The 17002-nt window shown below is 41.6% G+C and carries 15 protein-coding genes; 11 read left to right on the forward strand and 4 right to left on the reverse strand.

All coding sequences use genetic code 11. The features are described from left to right. Nucleotides 1–47: 47 nt before the first annotated feature. From MSWHS_RS02140 to MSWHS_RS02155, 4 genes are all read right to left on the reverse strand, one after another. Nucleotides 48–1052 carry a transposase gene (locus MSWHS_RS02140; protein ID WP_082088311.1) on the reverse strand — a complete coding sequence of 335 codons (1005 nt, stop codon included), beginning with the start codon at nucleotides 1050–1052 and terminating at the stop codon, nucleotides 48–50. A gap of 676 nt (nucleotides 1053–1728) precedes the next feature. Continuing rightward, the gene (locus tag MSWHS_RS18285) at nucleotides 1729–3657 is read right to left on the reverse strand and encodes a clostripain-related cysteine peptidase (RefSeq protein ID WP_156151180.1); all 1929 of its coding nucleotides are present in this window, start codon (nucleotides 3655–3657) and stop codon (nucleotides 1729–1731) included. A 99-nt stretch (nucleotides 3658–3756) separates the two neighbouring features. Next, nucleotides 3757–4059, reverse strand: coding sequence for a hypothetical protein (locus MSWHS_RS02150; RefSeq protein ID WP_011032857.1), 303 nt, complete (start codon nucleotides 4057–4059; stop codon nucleotides 3757–3759). A 910-nt stretch (nucleotides 4060–4969) separates the two neighbouring features. Further along, entirely contained in the window at nucleotides 4970–5305 is a 336-nt protein-coding gene (locus MSWHS_RS02155) for a hypothetical protein (RefSeq protein WP_048125622.1), read from the reverse strand. Between the two features lie 644 nt (nucleotides 5306–5949). Here MSWHS_RS02155 and MSWHS_RS02160 point away from each other — a divergent pair. From MSWHS_RS02160 to MSWHS_RS02210, 11 genes are all read left to right on the forward strand, one after another. Next, on the forward strand, nucleotides 5950–6843 hold the full coding sequence (locus MSWHS_RS02160; protein WP_048125624.1) for a presenilin family intramembrane aspartyl protease PSH: 894 nt from the start codon (nucleotides 5950–5952) through the stop codon (nucleotides 6841–6843). A gap of 119 nt (nucleotides 6844–6962) precedes the next feature. Next, on the forward strand, nucleotides 6963–7763 hold the full coding sequence (locus tag MSWHS_RS02165) for an HAD family hydrolase (RefSeq protein WP_048125626.1): 801 nt from the start codon (nucleotides 6963–6965) through the stop codon (nucleotides 7761–7763). 248 nt (nucleotides 7764–8011) lie between these two features. Further along, nucleotides 8012–9625 carry a methyl coenzyme M reductase system, component A2 gene (gene atwA / locus MSWHS_RS02170; RefSeq protein WP_048125628.1) on the forward strand — a complete coding sequence of 538 codons (1614 nt, stop codon included), beginning with the start codon at nucleotides 8012–8014 and terminating at the stop codon, nucleotides 9623–9625. 40 nt (nucleotides 9626–9665) lie between these two features. Beyond that, a complete protein-coding gene (locus MSWHS_RS02175) occupies nucleotides 9666–11243 on the forward strand; it encodes a methanogenesis marker 3 protein (RefSeq protein ID WP_048125630.1) in 1578 nt (525 codons plus the stop codon). A 179-nt stretch (nucleotides 11244–11422) separates the two neighbouring features. Beyond that, on the forward strand, nucleotides 11423–11866 hold the full coding sequence (locus tag MSWHS_RS02180) for a methanogenesis marker 6 protein (protein ID WP_048125631.1): 444 nt from the start codon (nucleotides 11423–11425) through the stop codon (nucleotides 11864–11866). A 5-nt stretch (nucleotides 11867–11871) separates the two neighbouring features. Beyond that, complete coding sequence (locus MSWHS_RS02185; protein ID WP_048130174.1) at nucleotides 11872–12390, forward strand: methanogenesis marker 5 protein; 519 nt, start codon at nucleotides 11872–11874, stop codon at nucleotides 12388–12390. Next, a complete protein-coding gene (locus tag MSWHS_RS02190) occupies nucleotides 12390–13637 on the forward strand; it encodes a methanogenesis marker 15 protein (RefSeq protein ID WP_048125633.1) in 1248 nt (415 codons plus the stop codon). Before MSWHS_RS02185 ends, MSWHS_RS02190 begins: the two co-directional genes overlap by 1 nt. Nucleotides 13638–13644: 7 nt before the next feature. Next, nucleotides 13645–14244 (forward strand): methanogenesis marker 17 protein, encoded by a 600-nt coding sequence (locus MSWHS_RS02195; RefSeq protein WP_048125635.1) that lies wholly within the window; start codon nucleotides 13645–13647, stop codon nucleotides 14242–14244. Nucleotide 14245: 1 nt separating this feature from the next. Beyond that, nucleotides 14246–15181 carry a methanogenesis marker 7 protein gene (locus MSWHS_RS02200; protein ID WP_048125637.1) on the forward strand — a complete coding sequence of 312 codons (936 nt, stop codon included), beginning with the start codon at nucleotides 14246–14248 and terminating at the stop codon, nucleotides 15179–15181. A 143-nt stretch (nucleotides 15182–15324) separates the two neighbouring features. Continuing rightward, the gene (locus MSWHS_RS02205) at nucleotides 15325–15801 is read left to right on the forward strand and encodes a carboxymuconolactone decarboxylase family protein (RefSeq protein WP_048125639.1); all 477 of its coding nucleotides are present in this window, start codon (nucleotides 15325–15327) and stop codon (nucleotides 15799–15801) included. A 546-nt stretch (nucleotides 15802–16347) separates the two neighbouring features. Beyond that, on the forward strand, nucleotides 16348–17001 hold the full coding sequence (locus MSWHS_RS02210; protein WP_048158708.1) for a matrixin family metalloprotease: 654 nt from the start codon (nucleotides 16348–16350) through the stop codon (nucleotides 16999–17001). Nucleotide 17002 lies beyond the last annotated feature (1 nt).

Genomic DNA, 17002 nt, shown 5'->3' on the forward strand with positions numbered 1-17002 from the left:
GCTATGATTATTTACAGTCTACCAAAAAATTAATCAAGTTGGCGACTTCAACCTGGGATGTACTCCCCAAGTTGAAGTTTTGTAAAGATCTCCGCAGTTTCTTTGTTCATTTCCTCTACGACAAACTCTGCGTTTTCCCCTCCTTTTCCATTGTATACTAATCCCATTCTTATCTTTTCAAGATTCTCGGCCAGCTTTTGAATTGTTAGTTCCTGGTCATCGATCAAATGAAGCAAATAATTGTGTAGCAGTAACCCCATTACACAGAGAAATACATGAGCTCTGATCTTCACATCCTTTCTGACATACACAGGCTTTACCGGTATCAATAACTTGTCTTTCAGCCACTTTATATCCTCTTCAATCATGTTTCGAGAATCGTACATGTCCACAATTTCTTTTGTTGCAAGATTTTCCTTATCAGTAAACACAACAGTCTTTCCCATCCCTAAAAGAAACTCTTTTTCCTTATCATCATTTAAACTGAAATTAAGTTGTAACGCTCCCTCTTTTTCAACGACATTGTAATCAAAGAGACCTCTATATTGCTTTGGAATTGCATCAACAACACGATTCATGAGACCTTTTGCAGTCATTTTTCTACCTTTTCCTTTACGATTAAGTTTTGAGCCTATTTCTTCAATCTTCTCCAGGATATCAGATTTTTTAATTTCCCACTCATGTATCTGTTTTCGACTAGTAATTTCAGTGTATTTTATGACTCCAGTAAACCCTTTACCATACCAGTTTCCGTTTACGCGATGAGCTTTGATGATATTCTTTTTTCCATTCTCCCATTCTTCTTCAAAATCGGACAAAGGAACATGGAATAAATCTTTGCACATCGAAGAAGGTAAAGCCCCAACAACGTGCATTTTATCCAAAACGTGTTCTATGTTATCTGTAGAGTTCCTTCCTCGATTAAAAACAATTGTTATTTCCTTAAGAGGAATCCCTATCTCTTCTATACGTTTACAAATACCGTCAATCAGATCCGAAAACAAAGTTACATCGGGAACGTTTGCAGGATACGTAATTGTCTGAAAAGGAATGTTTTCGTTGAACGACTCTCAGCTTCAAGGCAAACAGATAATAATATATTCTGGTTTTTTTATCCACGCTCTCTATCAGATTTTCAAAATAGTTCTACGTTTTGATAGGGACGCTCCCCTAAAATAGTTCGGACTTCCTCAAATTGCTACTTTGTAGACTTCGAAAATAACACAGTTCGGCTCTTTAAAATAGGGGAAGTTAAAGCTGTCTTACACAGCATAGTTAAAAATCACTGTCTGGCGCAGGTTATAAGTATTTTTGCATGGAGCAGTTTTGTGACAAATTCATCTTTCAAAGATGTGTGACGAATACTCCGTTAGATAACGAAAATCCATGGCCCCCAAGGAACTAAATCCAAAAATGGTCTTATTTATCACGAAAATTCGTAGCTGCGATACTGGTATGTAAATATAATCCTAAAATATTGCAAAGTTTACAGGCTCTAAGCATAGCGATTTTAAAAGACAAAAAAGTATTGAAATTGAATAAAATCACCATCAGACAGACCATTTTTCTGTTAAAATGTTAACTATATAGTCTATTGTTATCGTTTTTTTACGATCTTTGAAAGTCAAGACAAAGTTAGAGTACAAAGCCTAATGGCTCGGAAAAACCGTCCGTCAGATTAACGGCCTTTTGAGATGGAGGGAAATTAAAAAAGGGGTTTTCAGGAAATTATCCCAGGATAATCTCCGCAGGTTCGCTCATATTGAAGTTCAGGCGGTAATCTTCTGCATAGAGTGCGGTATAATAGGTCCCTTCAGGCAGAAAGTCATAGACAAAAGTCGTATTTTCATCCATCTTAAGCCTGCCAAGTGCTGTCCAGTCCTTAATGCCGGATTCTCCGTAGACCGGTGCATACGCAGTGATAATATCTCCGGATTCCGGTTCAAGTACTTCTTTTGAGAACAGGATGTTTCCGTCATCCAGGGATTCGTAGGGATTCATGTAAGCTTTGACAGTCCCGTTGAGAGTGTCCAGATAAAGCTGGGCAAGACAGGATCTGGACTCTCCATCTCTTTGAAGTCCCAGTTCGGTAGTAAGTATCCTGTTTCCATTCTCGCTTTCTCCCCCACAAGCTGCATAAATAAGAGAGCTTTTCCCTGTTTTGGAGTTCTCTATAAATATCCATTCCCCGCCCCAGGCAGGGAGGCTATAGTTTGTGCTCCCTGAACAGGTAAGGGGTATTCTTCCTATGAGAACCGGGCCTTCTGGAGAGTCTATAAAGTAAACCTGGTCTACTGAAGCCAGCCCTGAATTGTCTTCTACTGAAAAGGAATCTCCGGATTTCGAGATGGCGGGTTCTGTAAAGTCTGCACAGGTTCTCACTGAGTAGCCGTCAAGGAATTCCGACCAGGCTTTTGAAATGGAAACCCTGCCGTAATATGTAGAGTAGTTGTCCTGAGTTTGGGGGGAATATACAGATATACCATATGCATCAGGCATTGTGCCGTCCTGCCTTGAGTAAATAACAAAATCTTCAAGCGATTTAATGAGAGCGTCAGACCTGCCTTCAAGTTCCGGGATTTCCTCTTCGATTCTCAGGGCAAAACTCTTAAGGTCCATTGAGATTTCAGAACCTTTCTTTGGTTCTACTCCAAACTTTCGGGCTTTCGTAATAGATGCCCCAAGCCCACAATACCCTTTTGAGTTTGAAACGCTTGTACCTATATCCTCTGCAAGCCAATCTACATTCTGCAGTACTTCATCGGTTTTAGAGAGGTCAAGGAGAGAAAGAGTTCTAGGGGGCACATGAGAGGGATTCTCCAGGTAGCTGTCGATGACGACCTTGCCCATTTCTTCTGTAGAGGCGTTTGGATTCTCTGAGATATAACCTATGAAAGCAACATAGTCCCAGCCGTGGGTGGGTTCGATTGATTCTGAGGCGAGCATAAAATCTGCAGAAGGCTTGACTGCTCTTGCAAGCTCAAGGGTGGACATGAGGCAGGCATCAAAACCGATAAGGTCAAAATGCATTCCAGAAGCTTTAAGAGTGTCACTCAGTTCAGGAAGCTCCAGCCTGTCGTAACCATGATTTTCGTCAAAGCAAACCCCCCTGTAAGCATCTCCATGGTCCCAGAAAATAAGCAGGACCCTTTCACTCTCATAATTTTCTCGGAGATACGAAAGAAAGGTTTCAAGCCCTGCGGCATCTCCCATGTTTGCATGGGGATATGTTTTCCTGTAGCTGCCCCCATTACCTATGACTCCATCTTCTCCGTCCTTTCTGAGGTCATCAAGCGCTGCGATTGTCATGCCCTTCCATCCCTCCACAGAAGCTCCTCCATAAGCTATCAGAATTTCAGTATCTTCCCTGTTCAGTGTGGAGGCTCCGTCAATAATTTCAAAGATATCCTTGCTGGCATATCCGCTTGAAGACTCAAGGTCACTTCCAACCATATAAGCAGCAACAACAGTAGATAGCTGCCGTTTCGGAAAATCCGTCTCAGGTCCTGCAGAGTAGTTGCTTTTTATTTCAGCTCCACTGCTGGATTTTTCAAAGTCGGCGTTTTTTTCTTCTAGACAACCACTGCTCAGCAGAAAAAAAAGAATTGTAATAAAAATAATTGCAGTAAATCCTGCTTTCTGGAATTTCCATCCCAAATTCAACACTCCATAAATTTCAACCGGGGCTATCCCGGAGAAAAGGAGAAAATCAAGGAATCTCAAAGTTTTGTCGGCATATGTCGAAGTCAATGGCTGTTAGGCGGTAAGATCAAGTCGGACATCTATTACAGAATCTTCATTTGCCTCTATTTTGGATATTGTCAATAGGTTTCCTTTCCTTTCAAGAAGCGTCGCCTTCGTGACCTGGACTTGGTGACCATCTATTTGTTTTTTGCTATTATTTTTATGGATAACCAGAAGTTTCTGGCCCATCTCAGCTCCTTCTCCTATTTTGGAAACGATATTTCGTATAACCTGCTCAAAATCAGAATAAATTAAAATCTCCGACTTATTTGCAACTTTTTTGATAATGCCAATAGGTTCCAGATTGAGGTGCATATTAGCTTTCCTTCTTTACCTGTTTACACAAGGTAATCAATATACTAACTCTGAGTAATAATAACTTACGATACACTATGTCAATTTGAATATATTTATATTTGTCTAGATGCCAGATGTTTTTCCCTTACTACAGGACCTCCGGTATATATACTTTGCTAATTCGTGGATCTTGCGCTCGAAATGATCTATCAATATAACAATTAATTTGGGTTGGATATCATAATTTATTAACTATTCAAATAATCGTGTTAATAAATTGAATCTAATTCAAATGGAAATTAGGATTTCTTCTACAAAACCTGTATATTTACTTTTCTTTTTAATGAAATCTGTCTGCACCGGGATTTGCGTCATAGAACCTTTAAATAATATAAGTTTTTCCTATTGTCCGACGTGGAGAGATCTTCATAAATGAACACCCCCGGGAGTTTACACAAAAAATCGTTGATTAACGATAAAATCAGTTATAAAACCGTCCTGAGACAAAGAGGGGGAAATAGAAACTGGGGGAAATAGAAATAGGGGGAAATGGAAAGGGGGGAAATGGAAATTGGGGAAATAGAAATGGGGGAAATAGAAATAGGGAGAAATGGAAATAGGGAGAAATGGAAATAGGGGAAAATGGAAATAGGGGGAAATGGAAATAGGGGCAGTTTGAAGGTAAAATACAGAAAGGAAAGCGTCATATGAAACAGATGACAATCATTCATAATCATTCAATGTCTGGTTATTGACGCGACACTAGAAGATGTTTCCTTTAATATCTCATTTCTTAAAAGACCAGGCCATAACCGGAAGAAAAAGGTGAAAACGGATCATAGATAAATGGATTATAGATATTAGAGTAAACCTTGCCGTATTTTACCGTATTTACCCCTGCAGGAAAAAATAAGAGTATGAGCAGAAATCAGTGATATTTTCTGCGGTTAAATTCATATACTGCATTATCAACTTTACTTGAGAGCTCATTCATCCTCTCTACAATTTTTGTGTCCGAATTTTCCATGTTAACCCTTAGGGAACGGTCTTTTGCTTCCATCTTATCTTCAAAATCCTGAAGTTTGTTATTGATAGAGATGAGCATGAGAGATAACGTTCCGGCCAGAACCATAATAGATAGAATAATTAAAGGGTCGATGAAAGGGTTTGTGGGTTTGTATGTAAACCTTCTAAGCCATTCGAAGGATAGAAGGAAAGATGACAGAACCATCACAACAAGGAATACTGTGTCTCTGGTTTCCATTGTATACCTCTAACGTACTTATGGAAATTCTCCTTATGCAGTCATAAACTTCGTGTAAAACCACAAATTCCTCAATACCGGCGGAAAGTTATTAGATGGAGATAATTCCATTAAAGTATTATACTGTTTTATACTGTTTTTCTATTTTTATCGTATTATACTGTTTTATACTGTTTTTCTATTTTTATCGTATTATACTGTTTTATACCGTTTTTCTATTTTTATCGTGTTATACTGTTTTATACTGTTTTTCTATTTTTATCGCATTTCCATATTTATTCTTTTTCTATTTTTGCTCCTTTTTTATACAGTGGTCCTATATGATTTTTTGCATAAACTATTTATGTATCTTTTATCCCTAATTTATTTTTTCCCTTGATCCTGTCAAAAAAACAAGATAATACCTTTAAGAGGATTACTGTGACTCCTGTCAGGTAAACTAACAGGAGCGGGGGAATTATCTCAAGATGATATCTCAGAAATAATTGTAAATCCAGACGAAGGTAACCTAAAAACCATTGCTGGGGCGGAAAATTGGTTGAAGTGATTATTTATTAAGTGATATAAATATTGAAGACAGAGGATACAGTAAATATATAAAGGAATAGAAAAGGCATAGTGTCAAGAAATAAGGAGTTTAGTACTTGAGTTCGAGCGAACATTCACTTAAAGATTATTTGCCGATTCTTTCCATGGCAGGGTTAATTCTGATTGTGCAGGTTCTAGCCCTTCTTTTATCAACGCCAATGGAAATAAATGATATGCAGGCTTTTGAGGACCCGACACAGGTTTCCAATTCTATTTATTATCTTATGATGATCCTTGTTTTTACGCTTTTTGTCCTGATTGCAATAAAGAAAAACATGAAATGGATTATCAGCTTATTTATATATCTCGCTATAGTCAGTACTCTCTACTATGTATTTTTTGCATTGTTTACCCTTATTCCTTCCTTCGCAGGCTTTGAAAATACCGCTTCACTCCTGATTTCTATAGGGTTGACAGTATTGCTTTACAAATACCCGGAGTGGTATGTAATCGATATTCTGGGGGTCTGCATAGCAGGTGGGGTCAGCGCCCTGATAGGGATCTCTCTTTCCGTTCTCCCTGTAGTTGTCCTTCTTATATTGCTTGCAGTCTATGATGCCATCTCGGTATATAAGACAAAACATATGATAGCCATGGCTGAAGGTGTAATGGACCTTAAACTTCCTATTCTTTTTATAATCCCAAAGAACTCAAACTATTCATTCATTAAGGAAAGTTTTAAAGAAGGAGAAAAACGTGAAGCTTTTTTCATGGGCCTTGGAGACGCAGTCATGCCCACTCTTCTGGTAGTTTCCGCAAATGTATTTCTCGAAAATGGAGGGTTCTCGTTCCCTGTACTTGGGGCAATGCTGGGAACTCTTGCAGGGCATGTATTTTTGTCTATCCTGGTAATGAGGGGCAATCCTCAGGCAGGGCTGCCCTTCCTGAATTCAGGAGCAATTCTCGGTTTTTTTGCCGGGGTCCTGATTTCGGGAGCATCAATCATATAAAAGAACTTATAAATGTAAGTTTAATTTTTCCACTTCATTTATTTTTATAAATTTCTGTTTCCCATCCATTTTCCGGGTTTTTACAAAGATTTTTTTATTTTATAGATTAATCAATTTACATGACCAAAAGAATTGCAGTGGTCTTTGACAGTGCCGGAACTCTTCTCCACATGTACAGAGTTGCAAAAGAATCCAGCACCGGCAATATCCTTGAAAACATAGAGAGCACTGCTATTGTCGCGAAGAAAAACGGTTGCGGCCTTGTAGCTCTTAATACCGATAACGAAATAATCCTGAGCTCGAGAAGGGATATGTTTTTATTTGAGTTTATAAGGGAATACGGAGTTTCAATAGGTGTAAGCTGTTCAAAAGGAATATTTATCCCGGAAGTTGCCTCTGAGATCATAAGAGGGGCTTCTCTCCTTATGGGAGATGTGCATGATGTGCTTGAGGCAGTTACATCCCGTTGCCCTGACAGCATTTATCTTGCGGCAGGTATTATAGTGGACTCGGAGGCAAGAAGAATACCATATGTGCTCAGTACGGGAGGGCAGGTATTCGGTAAGACGTTGCAGACCGTCCAGTTGCTCCATGCCATGGAAGTGGATATATACATAGCATCCGGGGACCGAATGTCTGCTCTCGTGCAACTTGCAGAATTAGTAAATATCCCGCAAGAAAGAATCTTTGCCTTTGCAGATTCAATTATAAAGGAAAAAGTGGTGCTTGAACTTAAACACAGGTATGATAAAGTAGTTATGGTAGGGGATGGAATTAACGATATTCTGGCTCTCAGGGCAGCAGATGTGGGTATAATGACGACCCAGCAGGGAGACGACAGACCAGAAGCGCTCAGAGAAGCAGCCGATGTGGTGCTCGATGATATAATAAAAGTTGTGGACGTGGTAAAAGGATTATAACGAGCAAAAATTTACTAAATTTACCAACTAATGTTGGTTCTGGATGTTCACAGTGACAAAATAATGCGTTATGTTTATCTAATGTTTACTCTTATCTAATTGTTGCCCATATGTGTGAAATTTATTGATTAGGTTAATACGGTATTCACTTTAAAGTAATTACTTTTCACTCTTGAGCGATACGCCCAGGCAGGCAGAAGAAAGCTACTTAAATTTATTTGCAGCTCGTAATTTGCGGAGGAAAATGCATGCCAGTATTTATTGAAGTTAAAAACTTAACTGTAGACTTTGACGGTTTCAAAGCCCTGAAAAATGTAAATTTAAGTATCAACGAAGGGGAAGTCGTTGGGATCTTGGGAAAAAGCGGATCCGGGAAAACAATCCTGATGCATGTATTGCGCGGGACCGAATCTTTTGAGAATATCTCAGGTGAAGTAATCTATCATCTAGCTCGCTGTGAAAAATGCGGGTATATAGAACGTCCAAGCAAAATCGGCCAGAAATGCCCGGTATGCAGCGAAAGTCTTGAGGCGTACGAAGCTGATTTTATAAAACTTTCACTTTACGACCCGATAAGAAAAGACATCGCCAAACGCATTGCAATTATGCTACAGAGAACCTTTGCCCTCTATGGGGATGAAAGAGTTCTGGTAAACGTCATAAACTCCCTGAATGAAATCGGGTATAAGGGAGAAGACGCCATGAAAAAAGCGATTGAACTCCTCGAGGAGGTAAACCTGAGCCACCGTATGATGCACGTGGCAAGGGAGCTTTCCGGTGGAGAAAAACAGAGAGTTGTGCTTGCAAGACAGCTTGTCAGAAACCCTCTCCTCCTGTTAGCTGACGAGCCTACAGGTACCCTTGACCCCATGACTGCAAAGCTGGTTCACGATGCTATGATTAAGGCAGTGGAGAGCTACAATATGAGCATGATCCTTACCTCCCATTGGCCGGAAGTTATTGAAAACCTGGCAGATAAGGCGATCCTGCTCGAAAACGGTGAAGTAATCCAGGAAGGAGATCCGCTTGAGGTTTCTGCGATCTTTATGCAAAGTGCATCCCTGACCAGGCAGGAAAAGAATGCTCTGGTAGGAGAACCTATTATCCGCGTAAGGGACCTGGCAAAGCGCTATATCTCAGTAGACAGGGGCGTGGTCAGAGCCGTGGACAAAATCTCTTTTGACGTGAAGGAGGGAGAGATTTTCGGACTTGTCGGGCTAAGTGGAGCAGGCAAGACTACAACCTCGAAAATCCTTATGGGAATTTTACCTCCAACCTCAGGAGAAGTTGAAGTACGTATCGGAGATGAATGGGTGGACATGACTAAATTAGGGGTTGATAACAAAGGCAGGGCAACAAAATACATGGGATTCCTGCACCAGGAATATGGGCTTTATACTCACAGCTCCGTAATAGACAACCTTACAGAATCCATCAGCCTGGACCTTCCATTCGAACTTGGGGTTAGAAAAGCCTTAATCACTCTCAAGGCAGCAGGTTTTGACGAAAATAAGGCAAAAGCTGTTTTGCCCAAAATGACCAATGAAATGAGTGAAGGAGAGCGGCATAGAATTGCACTTGCGCAGGTCCTTATCAAGGAGCCAAGGATCGTTATTATGGACGAACCAACAGGGACCATGGACCCCATTACCAAGATATCAGTGACAAACTCCATCCTTAAAGCCAGAGAAGAGATCGGAGAAACCTTTGTAATAGTTTCTCATGACATGGATTTTGTAAACGAGATCTGTGACCGTGTAGCACTTATGCGTGATGGAAAGATTGTGGAACTAGGGGAACCAGGTACCGTACTTGCTCAGCTCACAGAAGAAGAGAAGATCAAAGCTGCAGAAGAAATATAAATATGCTGTCACCTCTTAGTATGGAAAATACTAAAATGAGGTGCCGATTACGAGTAATGAGATCAGCGTAGAGGTGAATGGGCAAAGTTATACTCTGCCTGCAGGCTCTACCCTTGGAGACTCCCTTAAAGTTTCCGGAGCCCCCTACATAGCCGGTACAGCGGTTGGTATTCTTAAAAAAGCCGCTGAGAAGAGAACGGAGAAAATCACCGAATACGCTATCAATACGTCCAGAGGGGAACTTAGGATAGAAATCAATGATCCAGAATCATCCTCTGGAAAACTATGGACTGAACATTATAAAGAGTTCGAAGGTAAAAATATCCACTGGGCAAGTCCTGAAGCGCTGGCTTTCGGACCTTTTGAAGTTGATATAAAGCCTTTACGTGAGACAGGAAATTTTGAAGCATTTGATGTTGTGTTCGGGGCAGGAGGATTCGACTCCCGTAATACTCATCTGATCCTGTCAAGAAAAAGACATTCTGCTGAGTATGGATCTCCCGATGATGGCGTTTTTGCAACAGTTGTAACCGGGAGAAATCTTATTTTCAGGCTTTCGAGAGAAGACTCCATCCTGAGTATAGAGCCGATTATAGAATGGGAGCAACTTGCAGAGAAATACTGCACCACTGATCTTTCGACCCTCCTTGAAGATGAAGACAGTGTATTTACTTATTTCGAGGTCGAGCTTTCCATAAACGCTCCTAAGGGAGCTGAACACTTCTATGCCCTGACTCGTGAGGGAACTCTTTCCATAGATGCGGTAACTAGCGCATTTATTTCAGATGATAGCCTGAAAGAAGAACCCGTTCCTTATGAAAACTTTGAACCGAGAAGAGAAGGCGCCATCTCTGTCAGGACTGCTGGATACGGGACAGGCAGGGTATATATTTCCAGAGATGACCGGCCTTCAAGCCTTGTGCATTCGGTTGTAGGGCAGGTAACAAAAGGCCTTGAACTTATCAAACTCGCGGAAAAAGGGCAGAAGCTGTCAGTAGAAAGTCTTCCTCCCCAGATAGTCCTGCTGGGCCACAGCTTTGAAGAGGTCGAGCCCGTGCTTTCCTCCATAGGAGTGGAACTGGTAAGAGATGGACATACAGGAAAAGATGCAGTAATTGTCAGGCAGGACCCGCCAACAACCCTGGAAATTCTCGGAGAAGCGAAAGTGACTGCTTATGCGGTATCCAGGGAAAAACTTATTGAAGTTGAACTTTACCCGGAGAGCGCCCCAAAATCGGTGGACTTTTTCCGTCGCTCTCTTGAACTCAAAACAAAAACCGTCGGGAAACTTCCTGTTTATATGGTATATGAGAACACTTTCCTTTTCAAAACAGAAAAGAAAGTGGTGAAATACGTAGAATTACTCCCTGAAAACACACCAACTGACAGGGTACTTGCCGGGGAAATAGGAATTACAAATCAGGCCGCAAAAAGGATGGGGAATATAGGAGTTAAACTTATAGATGACGATCTCTTCGGTCCTACCGGAGAAAAATTATCCTCAACGAATATTATCGGTCGGATAGTCGAGCCCGAGAGACTCAAGGGTATTGAAGAAGGAGATACGATATATATAAGTGAAACTGCACGCAAGAACACTGATGATCAGGGGAACTAAGAATCCAGAGTATTGATACTCATATACTCCCATAAATATAAAAAAGGAACTAATTAATTTACTTGAATAATGCATAATAAAATATTACATAACCGAATTAATGTACTTGATACTTGAGCGGATTCACATGTTTGGATTTATCACAGGTGAAGTCTCCCGAAGTTGAGGAGAGACAGAAGATGACAGAAATAAAACAAAATGAGATTACAAAGTACATTGTAATCAGTTCGGATATAGTGCTACCTGCGGATGCAGCCATGAAGATTTATGAATCAGAGTTTCCGGTTATTGTAAAGGAGACATGCTTTGGACTTATTGTAACAGGACCAGAGGAGGATGTCCTTGCGGTGGTAGAAAAGATCCAGCAGATGGATAAAAACCATATTTTTATAAAAGAGAGGGGATTTCCTGCCGGCGATGAGAGGCGCTGCCGGGCAAGCCGGGGTGGAGGCCCGAGGCCGGGATTCCATTTCCTGAGGGAAGAAGTGAAGATGCTCCCTGCCATAGGGGCTGCACTTGATGAACTGGACGCAAATGGGTCCGTAAAAGAAAAGCGCAAAGAGAAAAGCAGGCTTAAAGTTTCTGATTTGGAAAATATTATTGAAGAAGAGCTTGCGAGGTGAATTTTTTGGCAAAGGTTTTCATTTACCCTGTAAACAGTCTTATTTTGTCTGACCTGGTTGAGCGCTTTGAGCATAAACCCCTTACAATGATGAATCAGGTAAAAGAAAAAGTTACAAACATCAGCCTGGATTCTCCCCCTATTAATATTACTCCGGAAGACCCAAAAATCGGGCTTCGATATGCTGCGGTTGAAGTTCCGGCTGGAGTAAGGGGCAGGATGGCTCTAATAGGCCCCCTTATAGAAAAAACCGAAGCTGCAATAATAGTTGAAAATCCACCCGCAAACTTTGGCTGTGTGGGCTGTAACCGCACAAACGAACTGATGAAATATCTGGTGCGCGATAAAGGGGTTCCTATTCTGGAAGTAAAATACCCGGAATCAAATGAGGATGCTCGTGACTTCGTGAGCAAAATCGCTGCATTTCTACAATCACTGCCAAAAGAAAATCCTGAAGAAGAGGGGTTGCCAGAAGAAGATGAAAAGCCAGTAGAGGATGAACCGGCAGAAAAGGGGGCTGAGTAATGAGTGCCGAGGAATCTGGACTTGTAAAGATTGCTCTGGTCTCCTGCGGCTCTGAGTATGCCGGAGTTCAGCCAGAATTTGAAGCTGCCGCAGCCAAAGTAAATGCAAAATTCATTTTTCCTGAAATTGATATTGCATCAATAGATACCATAGGTAAAGAATTCGGGCTTGAAGTTGCAAGTGGGGACCTCAGGCTCATGATGGCACGGGCAAAAGCCGTCGTTGAAGGTCTGACAAAAGTAGATGGAGTCTTTATTACTACCTGCTTCCGTTGTGCAGAAGGAGCCATTGTTCGAAACGAGGTCCGAAGGTACATCCATAAGCACTCCGAGATCCCTGTAATCAGCTATTCATTTACCGAACGGACAAGTGCAGGCACTCTGCTGACCCGCCTTGAAGCCCTGACCACAATTGCCAGGCGCAGGCATCTCCTTGCCCGGGAAGTCCAGACTGGACTGACTGCGGGAATTGATTCGGGGTCAACAACCACAAAAGCTGTGGTTATGAGGGATAACAAGATCATAGGGAAAGGCTGGGTGCCCACAACAAAAGTCCTTGAAAGTGCAGAAGAAGCCTACTCTCAGGCCCTTAAAGAAGCCGGAGTTACCAGAGAAGAAGTACAGGCTCTGGGCACTACTGGATACGGTCGTTTCCTTATAGGGAGCCATTTCAACGCTCAGCTTATCCAGGAAGAAATTACTGTCAACTCAAAGGGAGCTGTCTACCTTGCAGGCAGGCAAAAAGGCTCTGCAACGGTCATTGATATAGGAGGTATGGACAACAAGGCGATATCTGTTGAAGACGGAATCCCGGGCATGTTCACAATGGGGGGGATCTGTGCTGGAGCCTCGGGACGTTTCTTTGAAATGATCTCAAAGCGTCTGGGTGTGGATATTACGGAACTCGGGGCACTTGCTGTCAAGGGTATGCAGGAAAATGTAAACATGAACAGTTACTGCATAGTCTTCGGGATACAGTCCCTTGTAAACTCTCTTGCCAGAGGAGCTACCCCGGAAGACGTGGCAGCTGCAGCCTGTTATAGTGTGGTAGAACAGATATACGAACAGCAGTTACAGGAAGTGGACGTAAAAGAGCCGTTGATCCTTGTAGGTGGGTCTTCCCTTATCGAAGGAGTCCCTAAAGCTCTCGGAGACCTTCTTAAAATTGAGGTTCTTGTACCGGAAAACTCCCACTTGATTGGGGCGGTAGGAGCAGCACTTCTTGCTTCAGGCTATGTGGAGGAGTGAGGTCATAATGGAATCGTTAGAGATCTTTATTGTCAAGTCTGCGATTGATTCGGAGCAGGAGTTTTACAGGAAGATTATCGAGGACAACCTTGCAAGTCTCAAGCTTGCTCCTGCAATAGGAAGGATCAAGGTAGTGCTGAGACCTGAAGATTCTCTCTTCCAGATGGCAATCATTCTCAGGGATGTTGGCACCAGGGTTACGGTAATCGATATTGCTGACGTGGAAGCAAAACCTCTCGCCAGTGAAATAATGATTTCGATCAAAAAAGAGCAGTACATTCCGGAACTGCTTGGGAAACTCTGGGAGCGCTACGGGAAGGCGAATATCCGCCAGCCGGACCGCTGGACTGTAGCTATAACCACAGATAAACCAGCAGAAGAGGCGGCTTTTCTTAAAGAAATGATGGTTGCAGACCCGAGGCACAGGCTTCATGAAAACCTTGTAGATTTTGCGATTCGTGCCACTCCCGAGGGGTTCAGGGTTCGCTACCATCTATATAAAGGTAATCGCTTTGTTTTTGTGGCATCTGAGGAAGCATTGAAACAGGAGTGGATTGAAGAAGCAGGAACAATGCTTAACGAACTGATGGAAGGAGGGAAGAATTAAGATGGTTGTACTCCTACCCTATCTTTACACCGGTGGGGTTCATAAACACGGGCTTTTAATCGAACTAATGGAAGACCTCGGAGGCTACATAATTCAGAAAGTAGTTACCGGGGTCGAAGTCAATCTTATAATGCTTATCCCTGAAAAAGATATTGATCTTGTAAAACAGCTCTCAGCCGAACTGCTCGGGGTTCTGTTGGAAGCTCCTCTTACAGGGGTAGAGATTGCAGTTGTCTCTCCCACTCTTGCCTCACACCACCTCCCACATTCGGCTTGCGATATAGCAGAATACCTCCGCCATCCTGGAGCCAATACAAATATGATCGGGCTTGCAAGGGGAATGGGTCGCAGGGTCTCCCTGTCTATGGACTATGAAAGAAAGCTTATCAACGAGCATGATATTGCGGTTTTTACCTTTGGGTCTTTCAGTGATTGTATTACAAAAAAGAAGCCGAAACTCTTTGAAGGCATTGAGATCCCTATTGTGGTTACAGGAGGGCCTACTGAACTGAAAACCGAAGATGTCCCCGGGGCAGACCTCTACATTGGAAATATCGGAAGGGTTTCTCACAGATTAAGAAGAACAGAAGAGATTAATGCCCTCGAAAACCTGAATGAAGGGGTTTCAAAGATCGCTTCTGAGATTCGCCAGCAGCAGGCAAAAGACCCCCTTGCAGTGCTTCCTGCACGAGTCATGAAGGAGATCGAAAACCAGGTTCCGGAAATCCACAGGGTGCTCTCTCCTGCCCCTCTCACTCTTCAGCTTGACGGGATCAGGGTCAAACTGCCATACGATGAATACCATGAGAAAATTGAAAAGCTGGAGTTTGATGAAGGGGTCATCCTTTCCGAGCTTGCAAATATTTCCAGATCAAAAATGAAAAATTATATATTGATAAAAATCAAATCTAAGTCTGACGTTGGTTTTGCAATTTGATCCGAATTCTGTTGGGTTAAAATTTATCCACTTTACATTTTTACTGGGTTTGTGCCTTTTCACTTATCCTTTAAACTGTAAATCCTTGCCCGAAAAACGGTGCCTGACCAGGTTTCTACGTTAATGTGTGCTGGTGGTTTCTTATGGAACTTGAGGATATTGTAGAAATTTTAAAAAATGATCCCGAGAAGGTCATTCCGGAACTCCTCGAGGATGTCCGGAAGCAGTATGGGGAAGTTCCTTACATTATGAATTTTATGAAAGACCTCCCTGAGCTCTTCATCCCAAAAACTCTTTATGATAATTCCATCATGCGAGAGTTCAAAAATCTCGACCCGGAATCTGTAGAGCTTATTTCAATAGGTGTGGCTTCTGCCCTCCGCTGCGAGCATTGCCTGAAAATGCATATAAGAATCGCAAAAAGAAAAGAAATCCCAAAAGAAAAAATATTTTCTGCAATAATGATAGGGGCATCCCTGTCCAACGCTGCAGTACTTGCAGAAAGTACAAGGGCTCTTGCCTCCGAATTCCCTGGTGATGACGACGAAAACGAAGAAAATGAACAATGCTGCGATCCTGATTGCGAAGTATGCAATATCGCAGGAGCTAATATTAAGTAATATTAAGTAACCAGTAAGCAAAATTCTAGAAATTTTACTTCTTCAAGCTTACTTTAAAAGTTCAATTTTAGATTTTATTTTGAAAAATGATTTTTGAAGATCAGTTTAAATTAAAAATCGGTTTACAAATCAAATTCTCGGTTAATTTTTGGGAAATATATTGTGAAGTTAAATTCTTATAATCTTAAGGCTTATTTTTTAACAGATCTTTCAGGTCTTTGATTAACGTAATTTATATACTTCGTCAAGACATCCTGAGAAATCCTTAGGTTCAACAGGTCCACCTGATATTAATATTCCTAATATGATTCATAATAATATTCATAATGAGATCTATAACAATATTTATAAAAATATATATTCCGACTGATACAATATCTCTAAAAAGATATGTAAATCGGTTGTAATAATATTTATATAAATCGGTTGTGATAATATTTATACTAATGATCACAATTGAACTTAATAGTATTGCCGATACGGAGGTTCATTTGTATTAATCAAAACAACATTTTTAAAATAATTTTACCTTTCATCTTATTGCTGATGGTATTGGTTTTACCTGCTGTTTTACCAGTATCCGGGGCTAGTTCAGAGAAGATTCTCGAGAAACCTTGGAATCATTCTCCTATCACAGTGTACGTAGACGACAAAAATATACCGCCCCATTATAGCCCTACATACTATGAACAAATAGAAAAGGCTCTTGAATACTGGGAAGAAGGAGGAAACGGTAACCTCGAATACAGCCCTGTTTTTGAGATTGTTGACTCCGAAGACGCTGACATAAAAATAATGTGGGTGGAAAACCTGGAGAACGTTGCAGGTGCTCCTTCGGGTGTAGCAGGCTATGCAAAACCCAGTATCTCTGGAGACCGTTTCGTTGAAGTGGATATAGTCCTTGAGGTTGGAAACTATCAGGGCAGGGGCTGGCGGCAGTATGGCGACGCAACCATGCTCACCATTGCAAAGCATGAGCTCGGGCATGCTCTTGGCCTCGGGCACAGCAATGATCGGGGAGATATAATGTATCCTGAGTACGAACTCAGGGATAATGTGAACCCCATTCTTTTGAGCAAATATGGAACTCTGCTGCGTGCGGCAGGTTTTATAGCTCTTGCAATTCTCCTGTTCCTTGGTGTAAGCTGGCAGTACAGCCGGAAAAAAAGAAAAAAACTTGAAGATAAGTACTTCAAATGAG

This window comes from Methanosarcina sp. WWM596, assembly GCF_000969965.1.
Classification (GTDB): domain Archaea; phylum Halobacteriota; class Methanosarcinia; order Methanosarcinales; family Methanosarcinaceae; genus Methanosarcina.